General features: G+C 72.3%; 14 protein-coding genes and 1 pseudogene. 6 read left to right on the plus strand and 9 right to left on the minus strand.

What is annotated here, in order from left to right:
- Positions 1–6: 6 nt before the first annotated feature.
- The 5 genes and pseudogenes from IE263_RS14665 to IE263_RS14685 form a co-directional block, all read right to left on the minus strand.
- Positions 7–612 carry a GTP-binding protein gene (locus tag IE263_RS14665; RefSeq protein WP_189936357.1) on the minus strand — a complete coding sequence of 202 codons (606 nt, stop codon included), beginning with the start codon at positions 610–612 and terminating at the stop codon, positions 7–9.
- Positions 593–4,227 (minus strand): annotated as a pseudogene (locus IE263_RS14670) (hydantoinase B/oxoprolinase family protein). The gene IE263_RS14665 and the pseudogene IE263_RS14670 overlap by 20 nt, the downstream one beginning before the upstream one ends.
- A 24-nt stretch (positions 4,228–4,251) precedes the next feature.
- Complete coding sequence (locus IE263_RS14675) at positions 4,252–4,647, minus strand: DUF742 domain-containing protein (protein ID WP_189936358.1); 396 nt, start codon at positions 4,645–4,647, stop codon at positions 4,252–4,254.
- A gap of 9 nt (positions 4,648–4,656) precedes the next feature.
- Positions 4,657–5,091, minus strand: coding sequence for a roadblock/LC7 domain-containing protein (locus IE263_RS14680; RefSeq protein WP_189936361.1), 435 nt, complete (start codon positions 5,089–5,091; stop codon positions 4,657–4,659).
- Positions 5,088–7,988 (minus strand): sensor histidine kinase, encoded by a 2,901-nt coding sequence (locus IE263_RS14685; RefSeq protein ID WP_189936363.1) that lies wholly within the window; start codon positions 7,986–7,988, stop codon positions 5,088–5,090. Before IE263_RS14685 ends, IE263_RS14680 begins: the two co-directional genes overlap by 4 nt.
- A gap of 420 nt (positions 7,989–8,408) precedes the next feature.
- Between IE263_RS14685 and IE263_RS14690 the strand changes: the two genes are divergently transcribed.
- Positions 8,409–9,056 carry a hypothetical protein gene (locus IE263_RS14690; RefSeq protein ID WP_189936365.1) on the plus strand — a complete coding sequence of 216 codons (648 nt, stop codon included), beginning with the start codon at positions 8,409–8,411 and terminating at the stop codon, positions 9,054–9,056.
- A gap of 229 nt (positions 9,057–9,285) precedes the next feature.
- On the opposite strand, the gene IE263_RS14695 is transcribed toward IE263_RS14690, so the two are convergent.
- The 4 genes from IE263_RS14695 to IE263_RS14710 all read right to left on the minus strand — a co-directional run bounded on the left by IE263_RS14695 (position 9,286) and on the right by IE263_RS14710 (position 17,196).
- Positions 9,286–13,890 (minus strand): coiled-coil domain-containing protein, encoded by a 4,605-nt coding sequence (locus tag IE263_RS14695; protein ID WP_189936367.1) that lies wholly within the window; start codon positions 13,888–13,890, stop codon positions 9,286–9,288.
- A 47-nt stretch (positions 13,891–13,937) separates the two neighbouring features.
- Positions 13,938–14,810 carry a hypothetical protein gene (locus tag IE263_RS14700; RefSeq protein WP_189936369.1) on the minus strand — a complete coding sequence of 291 codons (873 nt, stop codon included), beginning with the start codon at positions 14,808–14,810 and terminating at the stop codon, positions 13,938–13,940.
- Positions 14,811–14,862: 52 nt separating this feature from the next.
- The gene (locus tag IE263_RS14705) at positions 14,863–16,389 is read right to left on the minus strand and encodes a hypothetical protein (RefSeq protein ID WP_189936371.1); all 1,527 of its coding nucleotides are present in this window, start codon (positions 16,387–16,389) and stop codon (positions 14,863–14,865) included.
- A gap of 99 nt (positions 16,390–16,488) precedes the next feature.
- The gene (locus IE263_RS14710; protein WP_189936373.1) at positions 16,489–17,196 is read right to left on the minus strand and encodes a GntR family transcriptional regulator; all 708 of its coding nucleotides are present in this window, start codon (positions 17,194–17,196) and stop codon (positions 16,489–16,491) included.
- 206 nt (positions 17,197–17,402) lie between these two features.
- On the opposite strand from IE263_RS14710, the gene IE263_RS14715 reads away from it, so the two are divergent.
- The 5 genes from IE263_RS14715 to IE263_RS14735 are packed head-to-tail and all read left to right on the plus strand — an operon-like array spanning position 17,403 to position 21,790.
- A complete protein-coding gene (locus tag IE263_RS14715) occupies positions 17,403–18,704 on the plus strand; it encodes an MFS transporter (RefSeq protein ID WP_189936375.1) in 1,302 nt (433 codons plus the stop codon).
- Positions 18,701–19,531 (plus strand): putative hydro-lyase, encoded by an 831-nt coding sequence (locus IE263_RS14720; protein WP_189936377.1) that lies wholly within the window; start codon positions 18,701–18,703, stop codon positions 19,529–19,531. The genes IE263_RS14715 and IE263_RS14720 overlap by 4 nt, the downstream gene beginning before the upstream one ends.
- Before the next feature lie 20 nt (positions 19,532–19,551).
- On the plus strand, positions 19,552–20,310 hold the full coding sequence (locus tag IE263_RS14725; protein ID WP_189936380.1) for a LamB/YcsF family protein: 759 nt from the start codon (positions 19,552–19,554) through the stop codon (positions 20,308–20,310).
- A complete protein-coding gene (locus tag IE263_RS14730; protein ID WP_189936382.1) occupies positions 20,307–20,924 on the plus strand; it encodes a 5-oxoprolinase subunit B family protein in 618 nt (205 codons plus the stop codon). The genes IE263_RS14725 and IE263_RS14730 overlap by 4 nt, the downstream gene beginning before the upstream one ends.
- The gene (locus tag IE263_RS14735; protein WP_189936384.1) at positions 20,921–21,790 is read left to right on the plus strand and encodes a 5-oxoprolinase subunit C family protein; all 870 of its coding nucleotides are present in this window, start codon (positions 20,921–20,923) and stop codon (positions 21,788–21,790) included. Before IE263_RS14730 ends, IE263_RS14735 begins: the two co-directional genes overlap by 4 nt.
- The last annotated feature ends 7 nt before the right edge of the window (positions 21,791–21,797 follow it).

The following is a 21,797-nucleotide window of genomic DNA, read 5'->3' on the forward strand; positions in this document are numbered from 1 at the left end:
CATGTCTCAGGTGGTGACGGTCCGACGGCGGTCGGTGCCGTACTCCATGGCGTGCTGGACGACGCCGACCAGGACGTCCTTGACCGAACCGCGGTCGCGGGCGTCGCAGAGCACCACCGGTACGTCGTCATCGAGGTCGAGCGCCCGGCGTACGTCCTCGGCCGGGTAACGGGCCGCGCCCTCGAAGCAGTTGACGCCGACGAGGAAGGGTATCGAGCGGCGTTCGAAGTAGTCGATGGCGGCGAAGCAGTCCTCCAGGCGGCGCGTGTCGGCAAGCACGACGGCACCGAGCGCGCCCTCGGAGAGTTCGTCCCACATGAACCAGAATCGCTCCTGGCCGGGCGTTCCGAACAGGTACAGCACCAGGTCCTCGCGCAGGGTGATGCGCCCGAAGTCCATGGCGACTGTGGTGGTGTGCTTGCGTTCGACGCCCGTGGTGTCGTCGACCGGGCGGCCCGCCTCGGTGAGGAACTCCTCGGTGCGCAACGGCCTGATCTCGCTGACGGCGCCGACAAGGGTGGTCTTGCCCACGCCGAAGCCGCCGGCCACCAGGATCTTGAGCGTGACGGGCTCGACCGGGGGCTTGCCGCGCTCAGAACGCCCGAAGATCATCGATCACTTCTCCTGCTTGATGGGGTCGTGGGGCGGTGGGCCGAAGCCTCCGCCGCCGGGGGTTTCGATGACGAGGACATCGCCAGGGCTGACGTCCACGGAGTCGCTGCCGCCGAGTTCGGCGACGGTGCCGTCCGCGCGTTCCACCCGGTTGGCGCCCAGCGCGCCGGGTGCGCCGCCGGCCATGCCGTACGGGGGCACTCGGCGGTGCTGGGACAAAGTGGAGACGGCCATGGGCTCCAGGAAACGGATGCGGCGCACCGCCCCGTCTCCACCGCGCCACCGTCCGGAGCCGCCGCTGCCGTGGCGGACCGCGAACTCATCGAGCCGCACCGGGAGCCGCCACTCGAGGACCTCGGGATCGGTCAGACGGGAGTTGGTCATGTGGGTCTGGACGACGCTCGCGCCGGGGAAGCCGTCGCCGGCACCGGATCCGGAGGCGACGGTTTCGTAGTACTGGTGGCGTTCGTTTCCGAAGGTGACGTTGTTCATCGTGCCGGAGCCCTCGGCCTGGACGCCGAGGGCCGCGTAGAGGGCACCGGTGATGGCCTGGGACGTCTCGACGTTGCCTGCGACGACGGCGGCGGGCGGTTCAGGCGCGAGCAGGGAGCCGCGCGGCACGATGATCTTCAGGGGGCGCAGGCAGCCGTCGTTGAGCGGGATGTCGTCGGCGACGAGGGTGCGGAAGACGTACAGGACGGCCGCGTTGACGACCGAGGAGGGGGCGTTGAAGTTGGTCGCCAGTTGGGGTGAGGTACCGGTGAAGTCGACGGTCGCGGAGCGGTTCTCGCGGTCCACGCGCACACGTACCCGGATGACGGCGCCCGCGTCTGTCTCGTAGGCGTACTCGCCGTCGTCGAGGGCGTCGATGACACGGCGCACGGCCTCCTCGGCGTTGTCCTGGACGTGCCTCATGTATGCCTGCACGACGTCCAGTCCGAAGTTCTCGATCATGCGGGCGACTTCGTCGACGCCTTTCTGGTTGGCGGCGATCTGGGCGCGCAGGTCGGCGATGTTGGTCCGTGGATTCCGGGACGGGTAGGACGCCTCCGTGAGCAGGCGGAGGGTCTCCTCCTCACGGAAGCGGCCGTTCTCGGCGAGGAGCCAGTTGTCGAAGAGCACGCCCTCCTCGTCGAGGGTGCGGCTGTTCGCGGGCATGGACCCGGGGGCGATGCCGCCGATCTCGGCGTGGTGGCCGCGGGAGGCCACGTAGAAGAGGATCCGGTCACGCTCCGTGTCCGTCGAGTCCTTGGTGTCGAAGACCGGCGTGATCACGGTGACGTCGGGCAGGTGGGTGCCGCCGTGATACGGGTCGTTGACCGCATATGTGTCGCCAGGGCGCATCGCGGGGCCTCGGCGACGGATGACCTCCTTGACGCTGGTGCCCATCGAGCCCAGGTGGACGGGGATGTGGGGGGCGTTGGCCACCAGGTTTCCGTCGGGGTCGAAGAGGGCGCAGGAGAAATCGAGGCGTTCCTTGATGTTGACCGACTGGGCCGTCGACTCAAGGCGGGCACCCATCTGTTCGGCGATGGACATGAAGAGGTTGTTGAAGACCTCGAGGAGGACGGGATCGGCTTTCGTGTCGAGATCGGAACTCTGCGTAATCGCGGCTCGTTCCATGAGCAGATGCCCGCCGTGGGTCGCCGCGGCCCGCCAGCCGTCGTCGACGACGGTCGTCGCGCCGGCCTCGGTGATGATCGCCGGGCCGGTGACGGTCTCGCCGGGAGGAAGGTCCTCGCGGCGGTGGAGGGGTACGTCGCGCCAGGTGCCGCCGGTGTGGAGGCGGACGGTCTCGGGGGCGGCGGTGCGGCCTTCGTACGGGGCGAGGGCGGAGAGATCGGGGGGTTCGGTGATGCCGGTGGCTTCGACGGAGAGTGCTTCGACGACGATCGGGCGGTCGAGGGTGAAGGAGTACGTGGCGCGATGACGTTCTTCGAAGGCGTGTCTCATCGCGGCGGGCTCGGTCAGCTCGACGGTGAGAGTGGTGTCGGTGCCGTCGTAGCGGAGCTGTGCGCGGCGGGTCACCTGGATCCGGTCGTCCGGGACGTCCTCGGCGAGGAGTTCGGCGCGGGCCGCCACCTCCAGCTCGTCGGCCGTCTTGAGGATCGCGGGCATGGAGGCAGCCTGCAGGGGCGCCTCCACGGACTGTTCGCGCATGGTCGTGGTGTCGGCGAGACCGATCCCGAGCGCGGACAGCACGCCGGCCATGGGGGGTACGAGGACGGTGCGGATGCCGAGCGAGTCGGCGACCATGCACGCGTGCTGGCCTCCTGCACCACCGAAGGTGGTGAGGGCGTAGCGGGTGACGTCGTGGCCCTTCTGGACGGAGATCCGCTTCACGGCGTTGGCGATGTTGGCGACGGCGATCTGCAGGAATCCCTCGGCGACCTGTTCCGGGGTGCGGTCGTCGCCCGTCCTCCCGCGGATCTCACGCGCGAGGGCGGTGAAGCGTTCGCGGACGAGCGTGTCGTCGAGGGGCTGATCGCCGTGCGGGCCGAACACGTGGGGGAAGTGGGCGGACTGGATGCGCCCGAGCATCACGTTGGCGTCGGTGACGGCGAGCGGGCCACCACCTCGGTAGCAGGCAGGTCCCGGGTCCGCGCCGGCCGAGTCCGGTCCCACGCGGTAGCGGGAGCCGTCGAAGTGGAGGACGGAGCCGCCGCCCGCGGCGACGGTGTGGATGTCCAGCATGGGGGCGCGCAGGCGGACACCCGCGATCTGCGTGGTGAAGACCCGTTCGTACTCGCCCGCGAAGTGGGAGACATCGGTGGAGGTGCCGCCCATGTCGAAGCCGATCACCCGGTCGAAGCCGGCGAGCTGGGACATGCGGGCCATGCCGACGATGCCTCCGGCGGGCCCGGAGAGGATGGCGTCCTTGCCGCGGAACTGGCTCGCCTCGGCGAGCCCGCCGTTGGACTGCATGAAGAGCAGCCGTACGCCATGGAGTTCATCGGCGACGTGCCGGACGTAGCGGTGCAGGACGGGCGAGAGGTAGGCGTCGACGACGGCGGTGTCCCCGCGCGGGACGAGTTTCATCAGAGGGCTGACCTCGCTGGACAGCGAGATCTGCGGGAAGCCGATGCGGGCGGCCAGACTGCCCACGGCTTGTTCGTGGGCGGGGTGGAGATGGCTGTGCATGCAGACGACGGCGAGGGCTCGGATGCCGTCGTCGTACGCCTCCTGCAACGGCTCTGCGAGGGCGTCCGGGTCGGGCGCGCGCAGAACGGTGCCGTCGGCGGCGATGCGCTCGTCGACCTCCACGACCCGCTCGTACAGCAGCTCGGGGAGGTCGATGCGGCGGGCGAAGATGTGAGGGCGGTTCTGGTAGGCGATGCGCAGGGCGTCGCGGAAGCCACGGGTGACGACGAGCAGGGTGCGCTCGCCCTTGCGCTCCAGGAGGGCGTTGGTGGCCACCGTCGTGCCCATCCGCACCGACTCGACGGGCTCCTGCGCGTCCCCCAGCAGGGCGCGGACACCGGCGACGGCCGCGTCGGCGTACCGGGCCGGGTTGTCGGACAACAGTTTGTGCGTCAGCAGTCGGCCGTCGGGGCGGCGCGCCACGATGTCGGTGAAGGTGCCGCCCCGGTCGACCCAGAATTGCCAGCCGGTCACGTCCTCACCTCGCTTCCGCGCCGCTCACAGCGCTCGGAGGCCGTTGATCACGTCGCGCAGGATACTCTCGTCCGGCAGTTCGGCCGGGGGTACGGGCCGGTTCACATGGACGAATTCCCCGTCCACGAGGTCCCCGACCAGGACCCGGACCACGCCGATGGGCAGATCGAGTTCGGCGGCGAGTTCGGCGACCGACTGCGGCGTGTCCCTGCACAGATGCACGATGTCCACGTGTTCCGGGGACATCGCGGGATCCGCTTCCGGGTCGTCCGCGTGGGGCTCGGCGACGACCACCGCGATCAGATCGAGACGGTGCTGGACCGCACTGGTGGTGCGGCCACGTGTCATGGCGTACGGACGGACTACCGGCCCGGCCTCGTCGTCGAACCAGTGGCTGCTTCCCTGACCGTCTGTGCTCATGCCATCCCACTACCCGCCCGAGGGCAGATCGGTGCGCGGTGCGGTGCCCAGATGTGCGCCGACCCGCTTCACGAGGAGCGTCATCTCGTACGCCACCAACCCGACGTCCGAGTCGGCGTCCGCGAGCACGGCGAGGCAGCTGCCGTCACCGGCGGCGGTGACGAACAGAAACGCCTCGTCGAGTTCGACCACCGTCTGTCGGACGCTGCCGGCCTCGAAGTGGCGGCCGACTCCCTTGGCAAGGCTGTGGAATCCGGAGGCGACGGCAGCCAGGTGCTCGCTGTCCTCCCGGGCCAGGTCCTTGGACACTCCCGTCGGCAGGCCGTCGCCGGAGAGCACGACGGCCTTGCGAATGCTGGCGACGCGGTCGACGAGGTCGTCGAGGAGCCAGTTCAGGTCGCCGTCGTTGGTCGTGGTGTGGCCGGTCGCCTTCGGTGCGGTCATCGACCGTCCCCCTTAGTCGTTCCTTGTGGTGCTGTGCCGCTGTGGGCCTCTTCGCCCGCGGCGTTTTCTGCGCGGCCCCGCTGCCAGCCGCGCTGGAGCGAGGCCATGCGACTGCGTACCTCGTCTGCGTCCCGGTCGGCGGGGTCCTTGCGGTCCTCGGTGCGCGATGCCGGGCCCTGCCGCAGTTGCGGGGCCAGGTTCGCCTGCCGTACGCGCCGGGGCAGGGGTGCTGTGCCGGAGCCGGCGTCATGAGTCGCGGCTCCGGGTTGCCGGGCGGAATCCTCGGGGCTGCGCGGCGCCGCGTCGGCGGGGCGGTGGGGCGTGGCGCCGGGGCGCTCGGCCGGGTGCTCCGGGCCGCTCTGCAGCGCTGCGGCTGGGCGGGTCCGCCGGGGAAGGGTGGGCGGCTGGGACGGTTCCTCGGCGCCGCGGCCCGGGTACTCGCCCGCACCGGTGCTCCGCGGGAAGTGTGCCGTCGCTCCGCGTCGGCGCGAGGGCAGGGGTGCCGGGACGTCCTCATCCGGCCGACGTGCCCCCGGCCGGGACAGGGAGTCCTCGGCCGTTTCCGCGCGGCGGGGCCGCTGATCGGTCACGGGACGGCCGTGGGAGCTGACCAGTTTGGGTGTCCGGCGGCTCGGCAGCGGGAGGGGGGCGGCCGGGTCGCCAGGGGCGGTCCGGTCCGGGTCTCCCAAGGGGTCGGGAAGCCGGCGGGACGGTTCGACGGCGCCGACGCCAGGCTCGTCCTCCGCACGGGTGAGGGAGCGGCGGGGGCGGAAGAGACCGCCCCGGTCGCCGTCCTCCTCGATCAGGGGGGTCGAGAAGTCGTCGAGGGCGTCCAGGTCGACGGGGGCTTCCAGCTCTACCGGCCCGCCCAGCAGCGCGGCGGGCACTCCGGGAAGCTGCACCGGGGCCTGGGAGAGCGCGGACCTGCGGCTCTCTGCGGGCTCGCCCTCCTTGGGGGGCCGGGGGCGGTCGAGGCGGAAGCCGATGCCGTTCGTGTCGGGGACGTCATCGGTGAGCAGGACGTCGGGGATGAAGACGACCGCGGTCGTGCCCCCGTACGGGGAGGGTTGCAGGGAGACCCGGGCGTTCTGCCGCTGGGCGAGCCGGCTGACCACGAACAGTCCGAGCCGGTCGGTGTCGGACAGCTCGAACTCGGGCGTCTCGGCGAGCCGGAGGTTGGCCTCGAGGAGCGCTTCGGGCGCCATGCCGAGGCCGCGGTCGTGGATCTCCAGAGTGAACCCGTTGGCGACCCGCTCGCCCAGGACGTGCACGGCGGTGTGCGGAGGGGAGAACACCGTGGCGTTCTCCAGGAGTTCGGCCACGAGGTGGGTGAGGTCGGCGACGGCCGGTCCGGTGACGGCGACGCGTGGCAGGCGGCGGACCTCGATGCGCTCGTAGTCCTCCACCTCGGCGACCGCGGCGCGCACGATGTCCATGAGCTGGATGGGCTTGCGCCACTGCCGCGAAGGGGCTGCGCCGGAGAGGATCACCAGGCCCTCGGCGTGCCGGCGCATACGGGTGGTGAGGTGGTCGAGCCGGAAGAGGTCGGCGAGTTCCGCGGTGTCCTCGGTGCGTCGCTCCATGGTGTCGAGCAGGGTGAGCTGCTTGTGCAGCAGGACCTGGCTGCGGCGGGCGAGATTGACGAAGACCTCGGAGACTCCGGCGCGGAGCTCGGCCTGTTTGACGGCGGCCTCGACGGCGGCGCGCTGGAGGGTGTTGAGGGCCTGGCCGACCTCGCCCATCTCGTTCTTGTCGTACTCCAGGCGCGGGACCTCGGTCTCGACGTCGACCTGCTCGCCTGCGGAGAGGCGGCGCATCACGCTGGGCAGGCGCACACCGGACGCCTCGTGGGCTTCGAACCGCAGCTGGCGCAGGTCGCGGATGAGGCCGCGGCCGATGCGCACCGACAGGAAGAGGGAGACGAGGAGGGCGATCAGACCGAGGACACCGGCGACGACCGCCTTGACGATGACCTCGATCGCCACCGGACGGACGCGGTCCTGGTAGCGGTCGTTCGCCTGTTCGTCGAGGGTGCCGAGTTCGTCCAGGACGTTCGCTGCGGCGGTGTCCCAGGTCCGCGCGGTGACGCCTCGGGGCATGTCGCCCGGCGTGGTGGAGACGACGGCCTGCTCGGCTGTGCGCAGCGGGGCGGTGGTGGCGTTCTTCCAGAAGCTCTCGTAGCGTTCGCGCTCCGCGACGGGCAGTTGAGCGAGGCTGATGTCGTAGACCACGTTCCGCTGGGCCTCGAGGTCGGAGACGTCGCGTATCTCCTCGCGGGTGAGCCGGCCCACGACGAGGGCGGAGCCGAGCAGCGCGTCCTCCTGGGAGAGCAGTTCACGGGCGCGGGCGACGCTGACGAGGGCCCGGTACTGCTTGTCCATCTCCACACTGTCGACCACGTCCAGCTTGGCGAGCAGGGCGTAACAAGGGTCGATCAGCCGGTTGTAGAGGTCCAGGGCCTGCGCCCGGGTCACGGTTCCCTCTTCGACGCTGCGACGCAGGGAGTCGACGCCGTCGAAGGCGTCGAGCACCGCGGTCAGGCCTTCGCCGTCGTCCTGGTCCAGGACATCGCGTACGTCGGGGTCCTTGGCGTTCTTACGGATCTCCGCAAGGGCCTCGTCCGTGGCGGTCCGGGTGCGGCGCAGCGCGGAGAGCGCGTCGGAGGCACGGGGGTCGGCGAGGTAGACAAGGGTCTGGCGGCGCTCCTGCTGGACGACGCGAACAGTGTCCTCGAGCGGGTAGCCGACCTTCTCCACCACGTGCGACACGGTGAACAGGCGGTTCGCCTCACGGCCCGTGAGCACCGTGGCGAAGCCCCAGATGGCGGTCAGGGACACCAGCGGCACGAGAAGCAGCGCCACGATCTTCCGGCGGATCGACTTCCCGCGAAAGCGCATGGCCTCCCCCAGCTCGAACCCCCACCGGCAGGGGGTACACATGTGCGTCAACAAACGTCGCGAGCCTACTACCGACGCAAAGTTAACTCGAAGAGGCGTCTGGAAGCCGACCATCCGTATCGACGTCGAGGCAGGGGGAGTTGTCCGGGCATTGCGGGAGATTGCCTCCCTGAATCCAGGCTTCGCGGCCGGACCGGATCGGATCGGCGTCGTGGGCGAGTTGGCCAGAATTTTTCCAAACCGGGGAATCTTCCAGGCGCGTTGCTCGTCCTACTCATTGGGAATTGGGGGCGGAATCGGCCACAGGAGCCGCATGCCGCACCTGGGCGGCGTAAAAGAGCGCAAGCCGGGCAGCCACTGGGGAGCCGGTTCTTCGAGCCGGAGGCAAGCGGTCTGCCGGCGGTGGGGAGTGACACGTTGATGGGCACGGCGGAGCGGCGCGGAGCGCCCGAGGACGGCGCGGCGGTGCGCGGTACGGCGCTGCGGGAGCCCAAGGCTTCCAAAGCACCCGCGGCGCGCAATTCCGAGATCGCGGCGCACGGTCGCGGTGTGACGGACGGGCGCGGGGCTCCGGCGGCTGCGGGGGCCGTCGGTGGCGCACCCGAAGGCACCGGGCGAGTGGGCGCTGTTGAAGGCAGGGGTGCGAGCGGAAGTGCGGACCGAGAGCGGGCGGCGTACCGGCCGTTGTGGGTAGAGGAGCCCGCGGCCCGACGTCGGCTCCCCGACCCGGTCCGTAGGGCGGCGGTGCGCGCGGTGCTCATCATCGCCGTGACGCTCCTTCAGGCCATGGTCGCCTTCCTCTGCACCCTGGCCGGATCCTGGTTGGCCTTCCCCATGGTGATCAGCAGCGTGGTCAGTACGGTCGTGGCGACCTGGGGTGCGCTGGACGTCTGGGTGACCCGGCAGGTGTGGAACCAGCGGCACGGTGTCGTGTCCGCCCCGAGCAGCACCGCACGAGCACTGCGGCGCGAGCGGCGCCGGGCACACCGGCAGGCGCGGGCCGCCGAGCGCGCCCAGGAGCGGATACGTCGGCACGGCGGCGGTGCCGGACAGTTGTCCCACTCCTGAGGCGAGCCTCCGAGGCGTACCTCCTGAGACACCTTGGTAGCGGAGGAGGTCCAGCGCACCCCCGTAGGGCACACCGACCGACCCGACCCACCTGCCCCTCCTCCGCGTGCCGCGCCGCAGGGAGAGCGAGTAGCGTGCCTCCTCCTGACACACCGGCGGCCCGGTGTGGCTGGACGCGCCCACGCGGCGGAGCCGCATATCGGCACAGCCCCGCGCACCTTGGGGGGCGCTACTGCGGGCGTTTGTACATGCGCGTCGCCGTGATCTCGCTGTGCACCGCCTCCCCTGCCTGGGGCTGCTGGGGCAGTCCCGGGCGGAGGTGTTCCTCGACGCTGATGTACTTCAGGCCCGCCCTCAGGTCGGCGTCGTTGCGCAACCGGATGACCAGCGGGAACTCGGCCAGTGCGGTCGTGTCGAACAGGCCTGTGGTGTAGAGGAGCTGGACGCCGAGGGCGTCCGAGACCGCCCGCTGGAGCTCCAGCAGATAGGTCGCGTTGGCCCGCCCGATGGGGTTGTCCAGGAACAGCGTGCCCGCGTGCCGGTGCTTGTCCCGACCTCGGTCGTTCGACCTGAGCGCGGCCATCGTGCAGTACAGGGCGATGGCCGCCGTCAGCAGCTGACCACCGGAGAACACGTCACCCATCTGCCCGACGGGCACCCGCTCCGCACGCAGCACGGCGTCCGGCTTCAGGATCTCGACGGCGACGCCCTTGGGCTGGAGCGCGGCGGCCACGCCCCGCAGCAGCAGGGACATGCCGTCGCGCCGCAGGTCGGAGTTCTTCTTGACGGCGGCCCGGGTCGCCTCGTCGATGACCTCGCCCAGCCGCTCGGTGAGGGTGGCCTGGTCGGGCTCCTCGAAGCGGATGCGCAGGAACTCCTGTCCCGACCACTCGCCGAGGCCCTCAGGGAGGCGGGACAGCCGCTGGGCGGACCGCAGCGTCGCGAGCGCGGACTCGACGAGCCCTCTGAGCCGGTCCACGATCGAGTCGCGGTTCCTCTCCAGCTGCTCCAACTCATCGGTGAGCACCCGGAGTCGGGGCGCGAAGGCGTCCGCCCACTTCTGGGCGTGCTCGGGCAGCGCGGAGGCGGGCAGCTCGCGGATCTGCTGCCGGGCGGGGGTGCGGACCTGCTCGTAGCGCGTGGCGTTGGCGTGCCGGACCAGCACGTCACTCGCCTCTCGTACGGCGGCCTCGGCGGCGGACAGGTCGGCGGCGCAACCGCGCAGCGCGCGCCGGGCCTCGGCGGCCGACTGGCGGGCCTCCTCCAGGGTGCCGGGGTAGGGCTCCGGCACCTCCTGATCCTCTTCAGAGGTGTGTTCGCGCAGCAGGTCGCGGAGCATCGCGGCGATCTCGTCGAAGCCGCCGGCCGCGTCCTCGGCGGCCCGGTGGGCGTCGAGGAGTTCGGCGTGCGCCTCGCGAGCCTGGCTCAACGCCTCGGTACGGGAGACGAGTTCGGCTGTGGCGGTGCGCAGCAGCGCCTGCGCGTGCTCGGCGTCGCGCGGCTGGAGCTCCTCGGGCAGCTCGGTGTGGGCCTCGCCGTCCTCAGGTGCGTGCCGTTCGGCCTCGCCGCGCAGTCGGCCGAGCTGCTCGCTGGCGCTGGACATCCGGGTCTCCAGGAGCTGGACCAGCTCCTCCGCGCGCGCGACGGCGGCCTGCCGGGACGGCCCGTCGGAGCCGTCGGGCGACTGGAGCAACTGCTCCGCGCGTGTGCGGACCTTGTTGCTCAGCCGGTCAAGCTCGGCCCGCGCCGCGCTCTCGTCGCTCTCCGCCCGCGCCTGCTCGGCCCGCAGATCGGCGCCGACGCCGACCTTCTCGTACACCTGTGAGGCGGCTCGATAGGCCTCCCGCAGAGCAGGCAGGGACGCCTTGGGCGCGTCCGCGTCGTCCTCCGGCACGTCGTCGGGGGCACCCGCGATCTCAGAGCGCTCGGCGCGCAGCGCACGCGCGGTGCGGCGCGCGTCGTCAGCGGCGCGCTGGGCGGCGCGGCGGTCCTCGTCGGCGGCGCGGGCACGCTCCAGGCAGGCCTGGGCGCGGGCCTCGGACTCGGTGGCCTCGTCGGCGAGTTCCCGCAGCTTGACCTGCCAGCCGGCGCGTTCGCGCAGCCGGAAGGCGAGTCCGGCGAGGGCGTCGGCGGCGCGCCGGGCCTTCTGCGCGGCCTCCTGGCGCTCGTCGCGCACCTGCGCGGCCTCCGCGGCGGTTTCGTCGGCCTCCGCCCGCACGGTCCGCGCCTCGGCCAGTTCGGCCTCGGACTCCTCGGCGAAGGAACCCGCTTCCCGAGCGGCCTCCGCCAGCTCCACCAACCGCCCCGCCGGACAGCCCGTACGCCAGGAGGCGAGCCGCGCCGCCAGTTCCCGGTCCTTGCCGAGCCGGGCCGCGAGCCGCCGGATCTCCTCGTCCCGCTCCGTCGCCCGCGCCCGCAGCGCCTGCCGCTCCTCGTCGGCGGCGTGCTCGTCGTGCATGGCCGGGTTCGGCGGTACGAGGAAGACGTCACCGGTGTCGGCGTCGGGCGCCGGGGTCGGGGCGAGCAGGGCGGAGGCCGTGCCGACCGCCACGGCGGACCGGGGCAGCAGGGCGGCGTCGCTGAGCGCCTCACGCGCGCGTGCGTGCGAGTCGGGGTCGGTGATGATCACGCCGTCGACGAGCTCCGGCCGGGCGGCGAGCACGCGCGCGTGGTCGGCGGGGTCGACGGCCTGGGCGAGGTAGCGCCAGCCGGGCAGCGCGGGGATGCCGTGCTCGCCGAGGAACTCGACCGTCGCGACCACGTCGGGGCCGGGCGGCAGCAGTCCGCCGTCGCCGAGCGCGCCCAGGATCCGGGAGTCGTCGGCGGCGGCGGTCCGCAGCTCGAAGAGCTGCCGCTCGGCGGAGGACACGGCGTCGTCGAGGAGTTCACACAGCTCGTCGGCGTAGCGGTCCAGGTCCTCGGGGGTCAGACCGGTGTCGTCCGTCTCGCTGCCCTGGCGGGGCTGCGGGATGATCCGGCGCGCGCCACCGCCGGTCACGCCCAGCAGCTCCGCCAGCCGCTCTTCGCCCGCCAGCGCCTCGGCGGTCCGCCGCTCGGCCTCGTACGACCGTTGCGCGGCCGTCGCCGCGTCCGCCGCGCGGGCCGCGGTCAGCTCGGCGCGGGACTCGGCGGAGGCGGCCTCGCGCGCGTGCTCGCTTGCCCTGCGGGAGGCCTCGCGGGCGGTGTCCCAGGCGGCGACGGCGGTCTTCTCGGCGTCGCTGGCGGCGAGGGCGGCGCGCGCGGGGTCGGCGTCGGGCGCGCTGTCGTCGAGCCAGCCGGCGCGGACGGCCTCGGCGGTCTCCTGCTCGACCTCGGCCAGACGCTGGCGCAGGTGACCGATCTCGCTGCGGGCGCGCTGTGCCTCGGTGGCGGCGGAGGTGGAGTCCCGGTACGCGGACTCGCTGGCTTCCTGAAGCGCGGCGGAGCGCTCCTCCTCTTCGTTGGCGAGGGTCTCGGCGTTCTCGGCGGCCGCGTGCAGGGCCCGGACAAGGTCGACGGCGGCCTTGGCGCGGGCGGCGAGGGCCGGGGCGGCGTCCCGCTCGGCTTCCTGGATGGCGGCGGAGACTCGCGTGACCCGATCGGCGGCGGCGCGGTGGCGCAGGACGGCCTCGGCGGCCTGCCAGGCGGAGTGCAGGGTGCGCGCGTCGGCAAGCTCGCGCTTCTGTGCGGTGGCGGACTTCTCAGCGGCGGCCAGCGCCAACGAGGCGTGCCGGAAGGCGAGTTCGGCAGCGATCAGGGCGCTGCGTTCGCGTGCCCCCTCGGAGTGCGTGACGGCGTAGGCGGCGGCCGTGACCCGCTGGGCGAGGTCGGCGGCGCGCGCCCGCTCCCGCACGCCCCGCGCGGACAACCTGCGCGCCAGCGTGCGCGTACGCCGCTCCGCACCGGCGTGGATGTCACGCGCGCGTGCCCGAGCGTCGGCGGCCTCGACGATGCGCCCGAGCAGGTCCACCGAGCCGGCGGTGAAGTCCCGTTCGGCGATCAGCTCGGCGCGCCGGCCCAGCTTGTTGCCGAAACCGCTGACGAGGTCGGCGAGCCCGTCGGTGTCCCGGGTGTCCGTCACCGCGCGCAGCAGCAGATCGGTGAAGTCGGAGTCCTTCTTGACCGCGAAGAGACCGGCGGCCTCACCCTCGTCGGCGTTCATCTCCCGCTGATAGCGGAAGAGTTCGGGGTCGAGGCCCAGATCCCCGAGGTGCTCGATCCACCGATCGTGGATCTCCTCCCAGTGCACCTCCAGGTGCGGATACGCCTTGCCGGCCTCGGTGAGCGCGTCCCGGAACCCCTTCATGGTCCGCCGTCGCCCCTGTGCCCCCGACTGGCCCTCGACGGGCGGCCGTACGGCGGTGGACTCGGCGACGGGCAGGTTGTCGAGGGTCAGCCCGGGACCGGGCCGGAACGAGTACCAGGCCTCCGCGAACTTCCGCGGGTCGTTGGACACCTGCCGCCCACGCCACTCGCTCACCTTGCCGACCACCACGCACTCGCCGGTCAGGACGTGCTGCCACTCCAGCGCGACATGTCCGCAGTCGTCGGCGAGCAGGAACTTGCGCAGCACGCCGGAGCTGGCGCCGCCGAGGGTGTTGCGGTGACCCGGCAGCATCACGGAGAAGATCAGCTTGAGCAGGACGGACTTACCGCCGCCGTTCTCCAGGAAGAGCACGCCGGCGGGCGCCGGCCGGCGCGGCGGGCCGACGGGCTCCTCCTCGAAGAACTCCGCCTGTGTGGGGGCGGGGTCGGGCACGACGTCGCCGACGCCCCGCAGGTCAAGCACGGTGTCGGCGTAGCGCGCACCGGCGGGCCCGATGGAGTAGAGGCGGACCCGGGACAGCTCGTACATGGCGGACTCTCGTAAGTCTTCGCAAAAGATGCGGTTGATCAGGGGTTTCAGGAGTGGAACGGCAGCCCGGCGTCGGCGACGAGCTCGTCCGCCTCGTCGGCGGGCAGCAGCGTCGGCGTGCCGTCGGTGACCGGGACCACGCCCAGTTCGAGCAGCTCGGCCATGGCGGCGCTGCCGGCCATGTCCCGCACCTGGAGCTGGTAGCGGGCCGTGGTCCGGTAGGTCCCGCCGTTGTCGTCACCGGTCCGCTGGAGGAACCCGGAGTCGGTGAGGAACGCGACGGCCTTGCCGACGATGCCGGTCGTCGAACCGGCGAGTCTGCGCGCGTCCTTGGTGGCGCCGGTGGAGCTGCGTCTGGCCCAGATCCGCCAAGCGGCCTCCAGACCGGGCGCGTCGCTGGCCGGGTCGGTGTTCTCGCCCTGCTCCTCAGCCCGCTCCTCCAGCCGGCGGCAGGCCTGCCGTACGAAGGCGTCGACGCCGTTGACGCTGACCCGCCCGACGTATCCGTCGTCGGCCAGGTCCTCGGGCCGCGGGAAGGCCATCGCGGCCACGGCGAGATGTGCGAGCCCGTGCAGGAACCGGTCCCCCGAGTCGGCCGACGTACGACGCGCGTAGTCACCCATGCGGACGGCGAACACCGAGTCCTCGGCGGCGGTCACCGCCATCCCCGCGCGCGGGGACACCTCCAGCACGATCAGCCCGAGCCCGGCGGCAACAGCATCGGCGAGCCGCGCGAACGCCGGGTCCTCGCGGTATCGCCGCAGGAGCTCCGCGTACTCCTGGTCACGCGCGGGCTGCACCTTGGGCTGCAGCCCGAACGCGACGAGCCGCGCCGCGTCGGCGGCGTCGGCGGGGGTGACGGCGGCGGCCACCGGTACGGCGGCAGCCTCGGGTTCACTCCAGTCGACGTGCTCGGTCACGGTTTCGGCTCCTTGCTGCGGTAGTGCTCGTCCATACGCTTCCCGGCCCGGCTCATGCTGCTTCCGTCCGGTCGGCGGCCATACCGGCCGCGTCCAGCAGGGCCGTACCGACTATGAGGTCGGCTCCACCGAACTCGGGATCGTCCAGCTCCGTCCCGTCGTCCACGGCGAACAGCAACTTCTCCTCGCCCTGCCGATACGCGGTGCCCACGGCCGGGCTCGCCGCATGAACCGCCAACAGCGCGACCAGGTACGGCAGATCGGGATCGGTGCGCCGCGCCTGCGCCAGCAGCCCCGACAACCTCCGGGGCGCGTCCGCGGGCAGATCCAGCAACTCCATCGCCGCGGCCAACTGCTCCTCGCTGAACCGGCTGTCGTCCGGCGTCGCGATGAGGTCCGGTTCCGGCATCTCCGCCCCGAGGTGCTCCCGCTCGACCGGCGGCGTCAGCAACAGGTCGACGAGATCACCGACCCGCACGGACACGGGCGTACGCATCCCGGTCCCGCGTGTGAAGAAGGCGTCGGTGACCCGCACCGCCTGTTCCAGCGGCAACGGCAGCACGGGCGCGACGAGATGCCCGTACAGGTCGATCCCCGACGTCGTCATCGGCGTGGCGAAGGCCTGCCGGTCCTGCTCGGCGCGGAACAGGGGCCCCGCCTCCAGCAGCCGGGACTGAAGCTGTGTGTGCCGCCGGATGCAGTCCTTGACGATGTCGACGAGCTCCGCAGCGCGACGCTTGTGCTCGGGGTCCTCGGACTCGTCGCGGGCCTTGCGGATGTTGGTGAGGATCGCGTTCTCGTGACGGTAGCGGTCGGCCACGTGGTCGAGGGCCTCGGCGATCATGTCGGGTACGGCGTTGAGCCAGTCGACCGCGCGCACGTTGCGCCGGGTCGCCTCCAGGGCCCTGCGCAGGGTCTCCGAGTACTGCACGGTCCGGTAGCGGGCCTGCTCGGCGGCGAGTTGGGCGTCGGCGAGACGGCCGCGGCGGATGAGGACCTCCAGCTTGACCTCGGCCGCGATCTGCGCGCTGGTGACGTCGGTGTCGAGGGCGCCGACGAGCACGTTGACGGCCTCGTCCGTGGTGCGGAGGTAGACGGCACCGCCGTATCCGGGGACCTCCTCGATCAGCTTGAAGTCGTAGTCGCGGCGCACATAGGTGCCGTCCGGCGCGAAGGTGCCGTACACGGCGCGGAAGCCGCGGTCGACGCTGCCCACGTTGATCAGGTTCTCCAGGACCCAGCGGGCCACGCGCTCGTGTTCCTCGGCGGGCCGTTGCGGGGCCTGGGCGGCGATGCGCGGGATGAGGCGGGCCACTATCTGGTCGTGGTCGGCGCCGGTGTCGAAGTCCATGTTGAGGGTGACGAGGTCGATGGCGGCGAGGGCGATCTCCGCCATGCCGTATACCGCGTACTCACCGGCGAGGTTGGCCTTGCGTGCGTCGAGGTCGTGGAGGGGGGCGGTGCAGGCGAGCGCGCGCAGCCGCCGCGCCAGTCCCTCGTCGGCGGCCGGGCCCGTGGCGGGGCGCGGCCCCGCGCTGAGCTGGGGCGGAACACGGTCCGTCGATGCAGGCGAAGTCACGGTGCACAGAGTAGGTCCTCGGTCTGACATCGACCCAAACGACGCAGAAGCGACCGCCGTCACAGAGGCGCGAGACGGCCTCGGCCGACGCCCCTGACCTCAGTCGACGCCTCGCCCCTCGTCCCCCACCCGCCGCCGGTACACCTCGACGATCCGCTCCAGCGAGTCCCGCAGGTAGACCACGAGCAGCCTCTCCGCCTCGTCCTTGTCGCCCGCCTGGAGTGCCTGGAGGATCTGGCGGTTGCGCGCGAGGTACGGCTCGTGCAGCCGCCGGGGGTGGTCGACGACATGGAAGGCGAGGCGCAGCTCGGCGAAGACACTGCGCATCAGCTCGTCGGTGCGGGCACTGCCGGCCAGCGCCACCAGTTCGCGGTGGAAGTGGAAGTTGGCGGTGCCCAGCCCTTTCCAGTCACTCTCGACGGCCGCCACCTGACCCTCCGTGACAGCGGCCTGCAGACTCTGGAGCGCGTACGGCGGCTCCCCCAGCCCGCGCACGACCGCGCACTCGACGAGTGTGCGGGTGCGGTAGATGTCCTCGACGTCCTCGACGGTCAGGACCCGGACGAACACGCCCCTGTTCAACTCGTGGACGAGCAGGCGCTCGTGGGTGAGCAGCCGGAACGCCTCACGCAGCGTGTTGCGGGAGACGCCCAGCGCCCCGCCGATGCTGTCCTCCGACAGCCGTGTCCCTGGCGGGAAATAGCCCTCGGCGATACGGCTTCTGAGGATGTCCGAGACCCGCTCGGCCGTGCTGGTGCGGCCCAGGAGGGCGCGGTCGTCGGCCAGTCCCGCCAGCTGCTCTGCCATGCCCGGAATTCAACCGCAGACACGAGAACGAAACAACAGGGGTATTGAAGGATCGTTCAACGATCCTCTACCTTGCTACGCACGGCACCGCCCCGTCCCCACCGCGGCGCCACCCCTCCCGCACGGCACGGCTCCCGCACCCCATGGCTTTCGCACGGCACGGCTCAGTCCCCAGCACCCTCCGTCATCCCTCTGCGAGGTGCCCCATGAGCACGACCCCTCCACCGCAGGCCCTGCCCACCGACACCCACCCCTCGGCCGCCGAACACCCCCATGACGACGGCGCGTTCGGCTGGCTGCGCGCCCTCGGCTCGCGCGGCCGCCGCGCCTTCGCCGGCGCGTTCGGCGGCTATGCCCTGGACTCCTACGACTACTTCACGCTGCCGCTGAGCATGGTCGCGCTGGCGGCGTACTTCGGTCTGGACAGCGGCCAGACCGGCCTGTTCACCACCGTCACACTGGCCGCGTCCGCGGTCGGCGGCGCCGTCGCGGGCGTACTGGCCGACCGGATCGGCCGGGTCAGGGCCCTGATGATCACGGTGATCACGTACGCCGTCTTCACCGTCGCCTGCGGCTTCGCTCCCACCTACGAGACGCTGCTGCTCTTCCGTGCCCTGCAGGGCCTCGGCTTCGGCGGCGAGTGGGCGGTCGGCGCGATCCTGGTCGCCGAGTACGCGAGCGCGAAGCACCGGGGCCGCACCCTCGGCGCGATCCAGAGCTCGTGGGCCGTCGGCTGGGGGCTGGCGGCCATCGTGTACACGGTGGTCTTCTCGGTCTTCGGCGACGACGTGGCCTGGCGCGTGATGTTCTGGACGGGCGCCCTGCCCGCGCTGCTCGTGGTGTGGATGCGTCGCCGCGTGCAGGACGCTCCGACGGCGGTCGCCGCGCGCGAGCACAGCGCCGAGAAGGGGTCTTTCCCGGCGATCTTCCGGGGCCGCCTGTTGCGTACGACGATCTTCGCGGGCCTGCTGTCCACCGGCGTCCAGGGCGGCTACTACACGCTGGCGACCTGGGTGCCGACGTACCTGAAGAGCGAGCGCGGTCTGTCGGTGGTCAACACGGGCGGCTATCTGACGTTCCTGATCTCCGGCGCCTTCCTCGGCTACCTGACCGGCGGCCACCTCACCGACCGGCTGGGCCGGCGCCGCAACATCTGGCTGTTCGCCCTGCTCTCGGCGGTCTGCATCCTGGCGTACGCGAACATCCCGAGCGGCGCCAACACCCTGCTCCTCGTCCTCGGCTTCCCGCTCGGGTTCTGCATGTCGGCGATCTTCAGCGGCTTCGGGTCCTTTCTGAGCGAGCTGTACCCGACGGCCGTGCGCGGCACGGGCCAGGGCTTCACGTACAACACCGGCCGCGCCGTCGGCGCCGTCTTCCCCACCACGGTCGGCTTCCTGGCCGACAGCTGGGGCGTGGGTGGCGCGCTGGTCTTCGGCGCGGTCGGCTACGGCCTCGCGGCCCTGGCGCTGCTGGGGCTGCCGGAGACGCGTGGGAAGGAGCTGGAGTGAACCGTCCGACCTTCGTGGAAGACCGCCCGCTGACCCTAGTCAACGAGCACGCGCACGCGTGGAGCCCGAAAACCGCCCGGTCCCGCTTCCGGGCCGGGCTGACGGGCCCCACGGCCGGGGTCGCGGCGGGCCACACCCAGGCCAACCTGATCTCGGTCCCCGCGGACTGGGCGTACGACATGCTCCTGTTCTGCCAGCGCAACCCGAAGCCGTGTCCGGTGCTCGACGTCACGGACACCGGTTCCTGGACGACCGTGCTGGCCGAGGGGGCCGACCTGCGCACCGATCTCCCGCGCTACCGGGTGTGGCGGGACGGCGAGCTGGTGGACGAGCCGACGGACGTGCGCGCGTACTGGCGCGACGACCTGGTGACGTTCCTGCTCGGGTGCAGCTTCACCTTCGAGTGGGCGCTGTCCGAGGCGGGCGTCCCGGTCCGCCACCTCGAGCAGGGGCGCAACGTCCCGATGTACGTGACGAACCGCCAGTGCCGTCCGGCGGGGCGGCTGCACGGCCCGATGGTGGTGTCCATGCGTCCGGTGCCGCCGGAGCACCTGGCGGCGGCGATCCGGGAGAGCAGTCTGCTCCCGGCGGTGCACGGCAGCCCCGTACACTGCGGCGATCCGTCGGGACTGGGCATCGACGACCTCGCCCGGCCCGACTTCGGTGACCGGGTGGACGCCGAGCCGGACGACATCCCGGTGTTCTGGGGCTGCGGAGTGACCCCGCAGGCCGCGGTCATGGCCTCCCGCCCGCCGTTCGCCCTCACCCACGCACCGGGACAGATGTTCCTCACCGACGCCCGCGACGAGCAGTACCGCGTGGCCTGAGAAGGAGACACGAAGGATCCATGACCGTGATCGATCTGAACGCCGACCTCGGCGAGGGCTTCGGCCGCTGGCGGCTGACCGACGACGAGCAGCTCCTGTCCGTCGTCACCAGCGCCAACGTGGCCTGCGGCTTCCACGCCGGGGACGCGGCCACCATGCGGCGGGTGTGCGAGCTGGCGGCCGAGCGGGGCGTGACGATCGGCGCGCAGGTCTCCTACCGGGACCTCGCCGGGTTCGGGCGGCGCGCCATGGACGTGCCGCCCGCAGAACTGGCCGCCGAGGTGGCGTACCAGATCGGCGCCCTGGAGGTCTTCGCGCGGGCGGCGGGCGCGCGCGTGGCGTACGTCAAGCCGCACGGCGCGCTCTACAACCGGGTCGTGCACGACGAGGAGCAGGCAGCCGCGGTCGTCGACGGGGTCCTCCTCGCCGATGCCGCGCTGCCCGTGCTCGGGCTGCCCGGCTCGCGTCTGCTGGAGCTGACCGGGAAGGCGGGGCTGCCGGCCGTCTCGGAGGCGTTCGCGGACCGCGCGTACACCGAGGAGGGCACGCTCGTGCCGCGCGGACAGGACGGGGCCGTGGTCACCGACCCGGACGCCGTCGTGGAACGGTCGGTGGGCCTGGCGCTCTTCGGCGAGGTCACCTCACACACGGGGGCGCGCGTCGGGGTACGTGCCCGCTCCCTGTGTCTGCACGGCGACACGCCCGGCGCGGTGGAGCTGGCCCGCCGGGTCCGGCGGCGCCTGGAGGAGGCGGGCGTACGGGTGGAGGCCTTCGCATGAGGGCGCTGCCCGTGGGCGAGGACGCCCTGCTCGTGGAGGTGGAGTCGGGAGAGGAGGCCCAGGCCCTGCACGCGGAGCTGCTGCGGTGGCGCGCGGAGGGTTCGCTGGCCGTCCGCGAGATCGTCCCGGCGGCCCGGACGGTCCTCCTCGACGGCCTGGACGACCCGGTCCGTTGGGTTTCCGAACTCACCGTGGCCGACATCCCGCCCGCTCCCCCGCACACGCACGAGGTGATCGAACTGCCGGTGCGCTACGACGGCCCCGACCTCGCGGACGTCGCCGCCCACTGGGGCGTGCCGGAACGGGAGGTGGCCCGCGTGCACGCGGCCACCGAGTTCCGCGTCGCCTTCTGCGGCTTCGCGCCCGGCTTCGGCTACCTCACGGGCCTGCCATCCCACCGCGACGTCCCGCGCCGGGCCACTCCGCGGACGGCCGTGCCGGCCGGTTCGGTGGCACTGGCGGGCCCGTACACGGGCGTCTACCCCCGCTCGTCGCCGGGGGGCTGGCAGCTGATCGGCACCACGGACGCGGTGCTGTGGGACCACGCACGCGTGCCGGCCGCGCTGCTCACGCCGGGCACACGCGTGCGCTTCGTGCCGGAGCGCGCCGCATGAGCGACCGCGCGCTCGCCGTCGTCCGCGCCGGGGCGCTCACCACCGTGCAGGACCGCGGCCGCCCCGGCCACGCCCACCTCGGCGTGCCCCGCTCCGGCGCCCTTGACGCGCCCGCGGCGGCGCTCGTCAACCGACTGGTCGGCAACCCACCCGACGCGGCCGTCCTGGAGACGACGCTCAACGGCTGTGCCGTACGCCCCCGTTCGACCATCACCGTGGCCGTCGGTGGCGCGCCCTGCCCGGTGACCGTGGACGGACGGGCGGTTGCCTGGGGCGCACCCGTGCACGTGCCTGCGGGTGCGCTGCTCGATGTCGGGCCGGCGGCCTCAGGGGTGCGCAGTTACGTGGCGGTGGCCGGCGGCATCGCCGTCGAACCCGTCCTCGGCAGCCGCTCCACGGACCTGCTCTCCGGCCTCGGCCCGGCGCCCCTCACGGACGGCACAGTCCTGCCCTTGGGACACGTCCCCGCCCCGCACACGCGCGTGGACGTCGCTCCTCAGCCGGCGCCTCCGGCCGAACTCATCCTCCGGGTGACCCTGGGCCCGCGTGACGACTGGTTCACGCCGGACGCGATCCGCACGTTCCTCTCGCGCGCGTACCGCGTGTCGCCCGCGAGCAACCGCATCGGCCTGCGCACGGACGGTCCCGTTCTGAAGCGTGCCCGACCCGGCGAACTTCCCAGCGAGGGCATGGTGCTGGGCGCGGTCCAGGTCCCCCCGGACGGCAGACCGGTCGTCTTCCTGGCCGACCACCCGACCACCGGGGGCTACCCGGTGATCGGGGTCGTCCGCCCGGTCGACCTCCCGTCCCTCGCACAGGCGGTCCCGGGTACACCGATCCACTTCGTGGCCGTACGCCGCCGCTGAGCCGACA

Source organism: Streptomyces aurantiogriseus (assembly GCF_014649375.1).
In the GTDB taxonomy this organism is placed as follows: Bacteria; Actinomycetota; Actinomycetes; order Streptomycetales; family Streptomycetaceae; genus Streptomyces; species Streptomyces aurantiogriseus.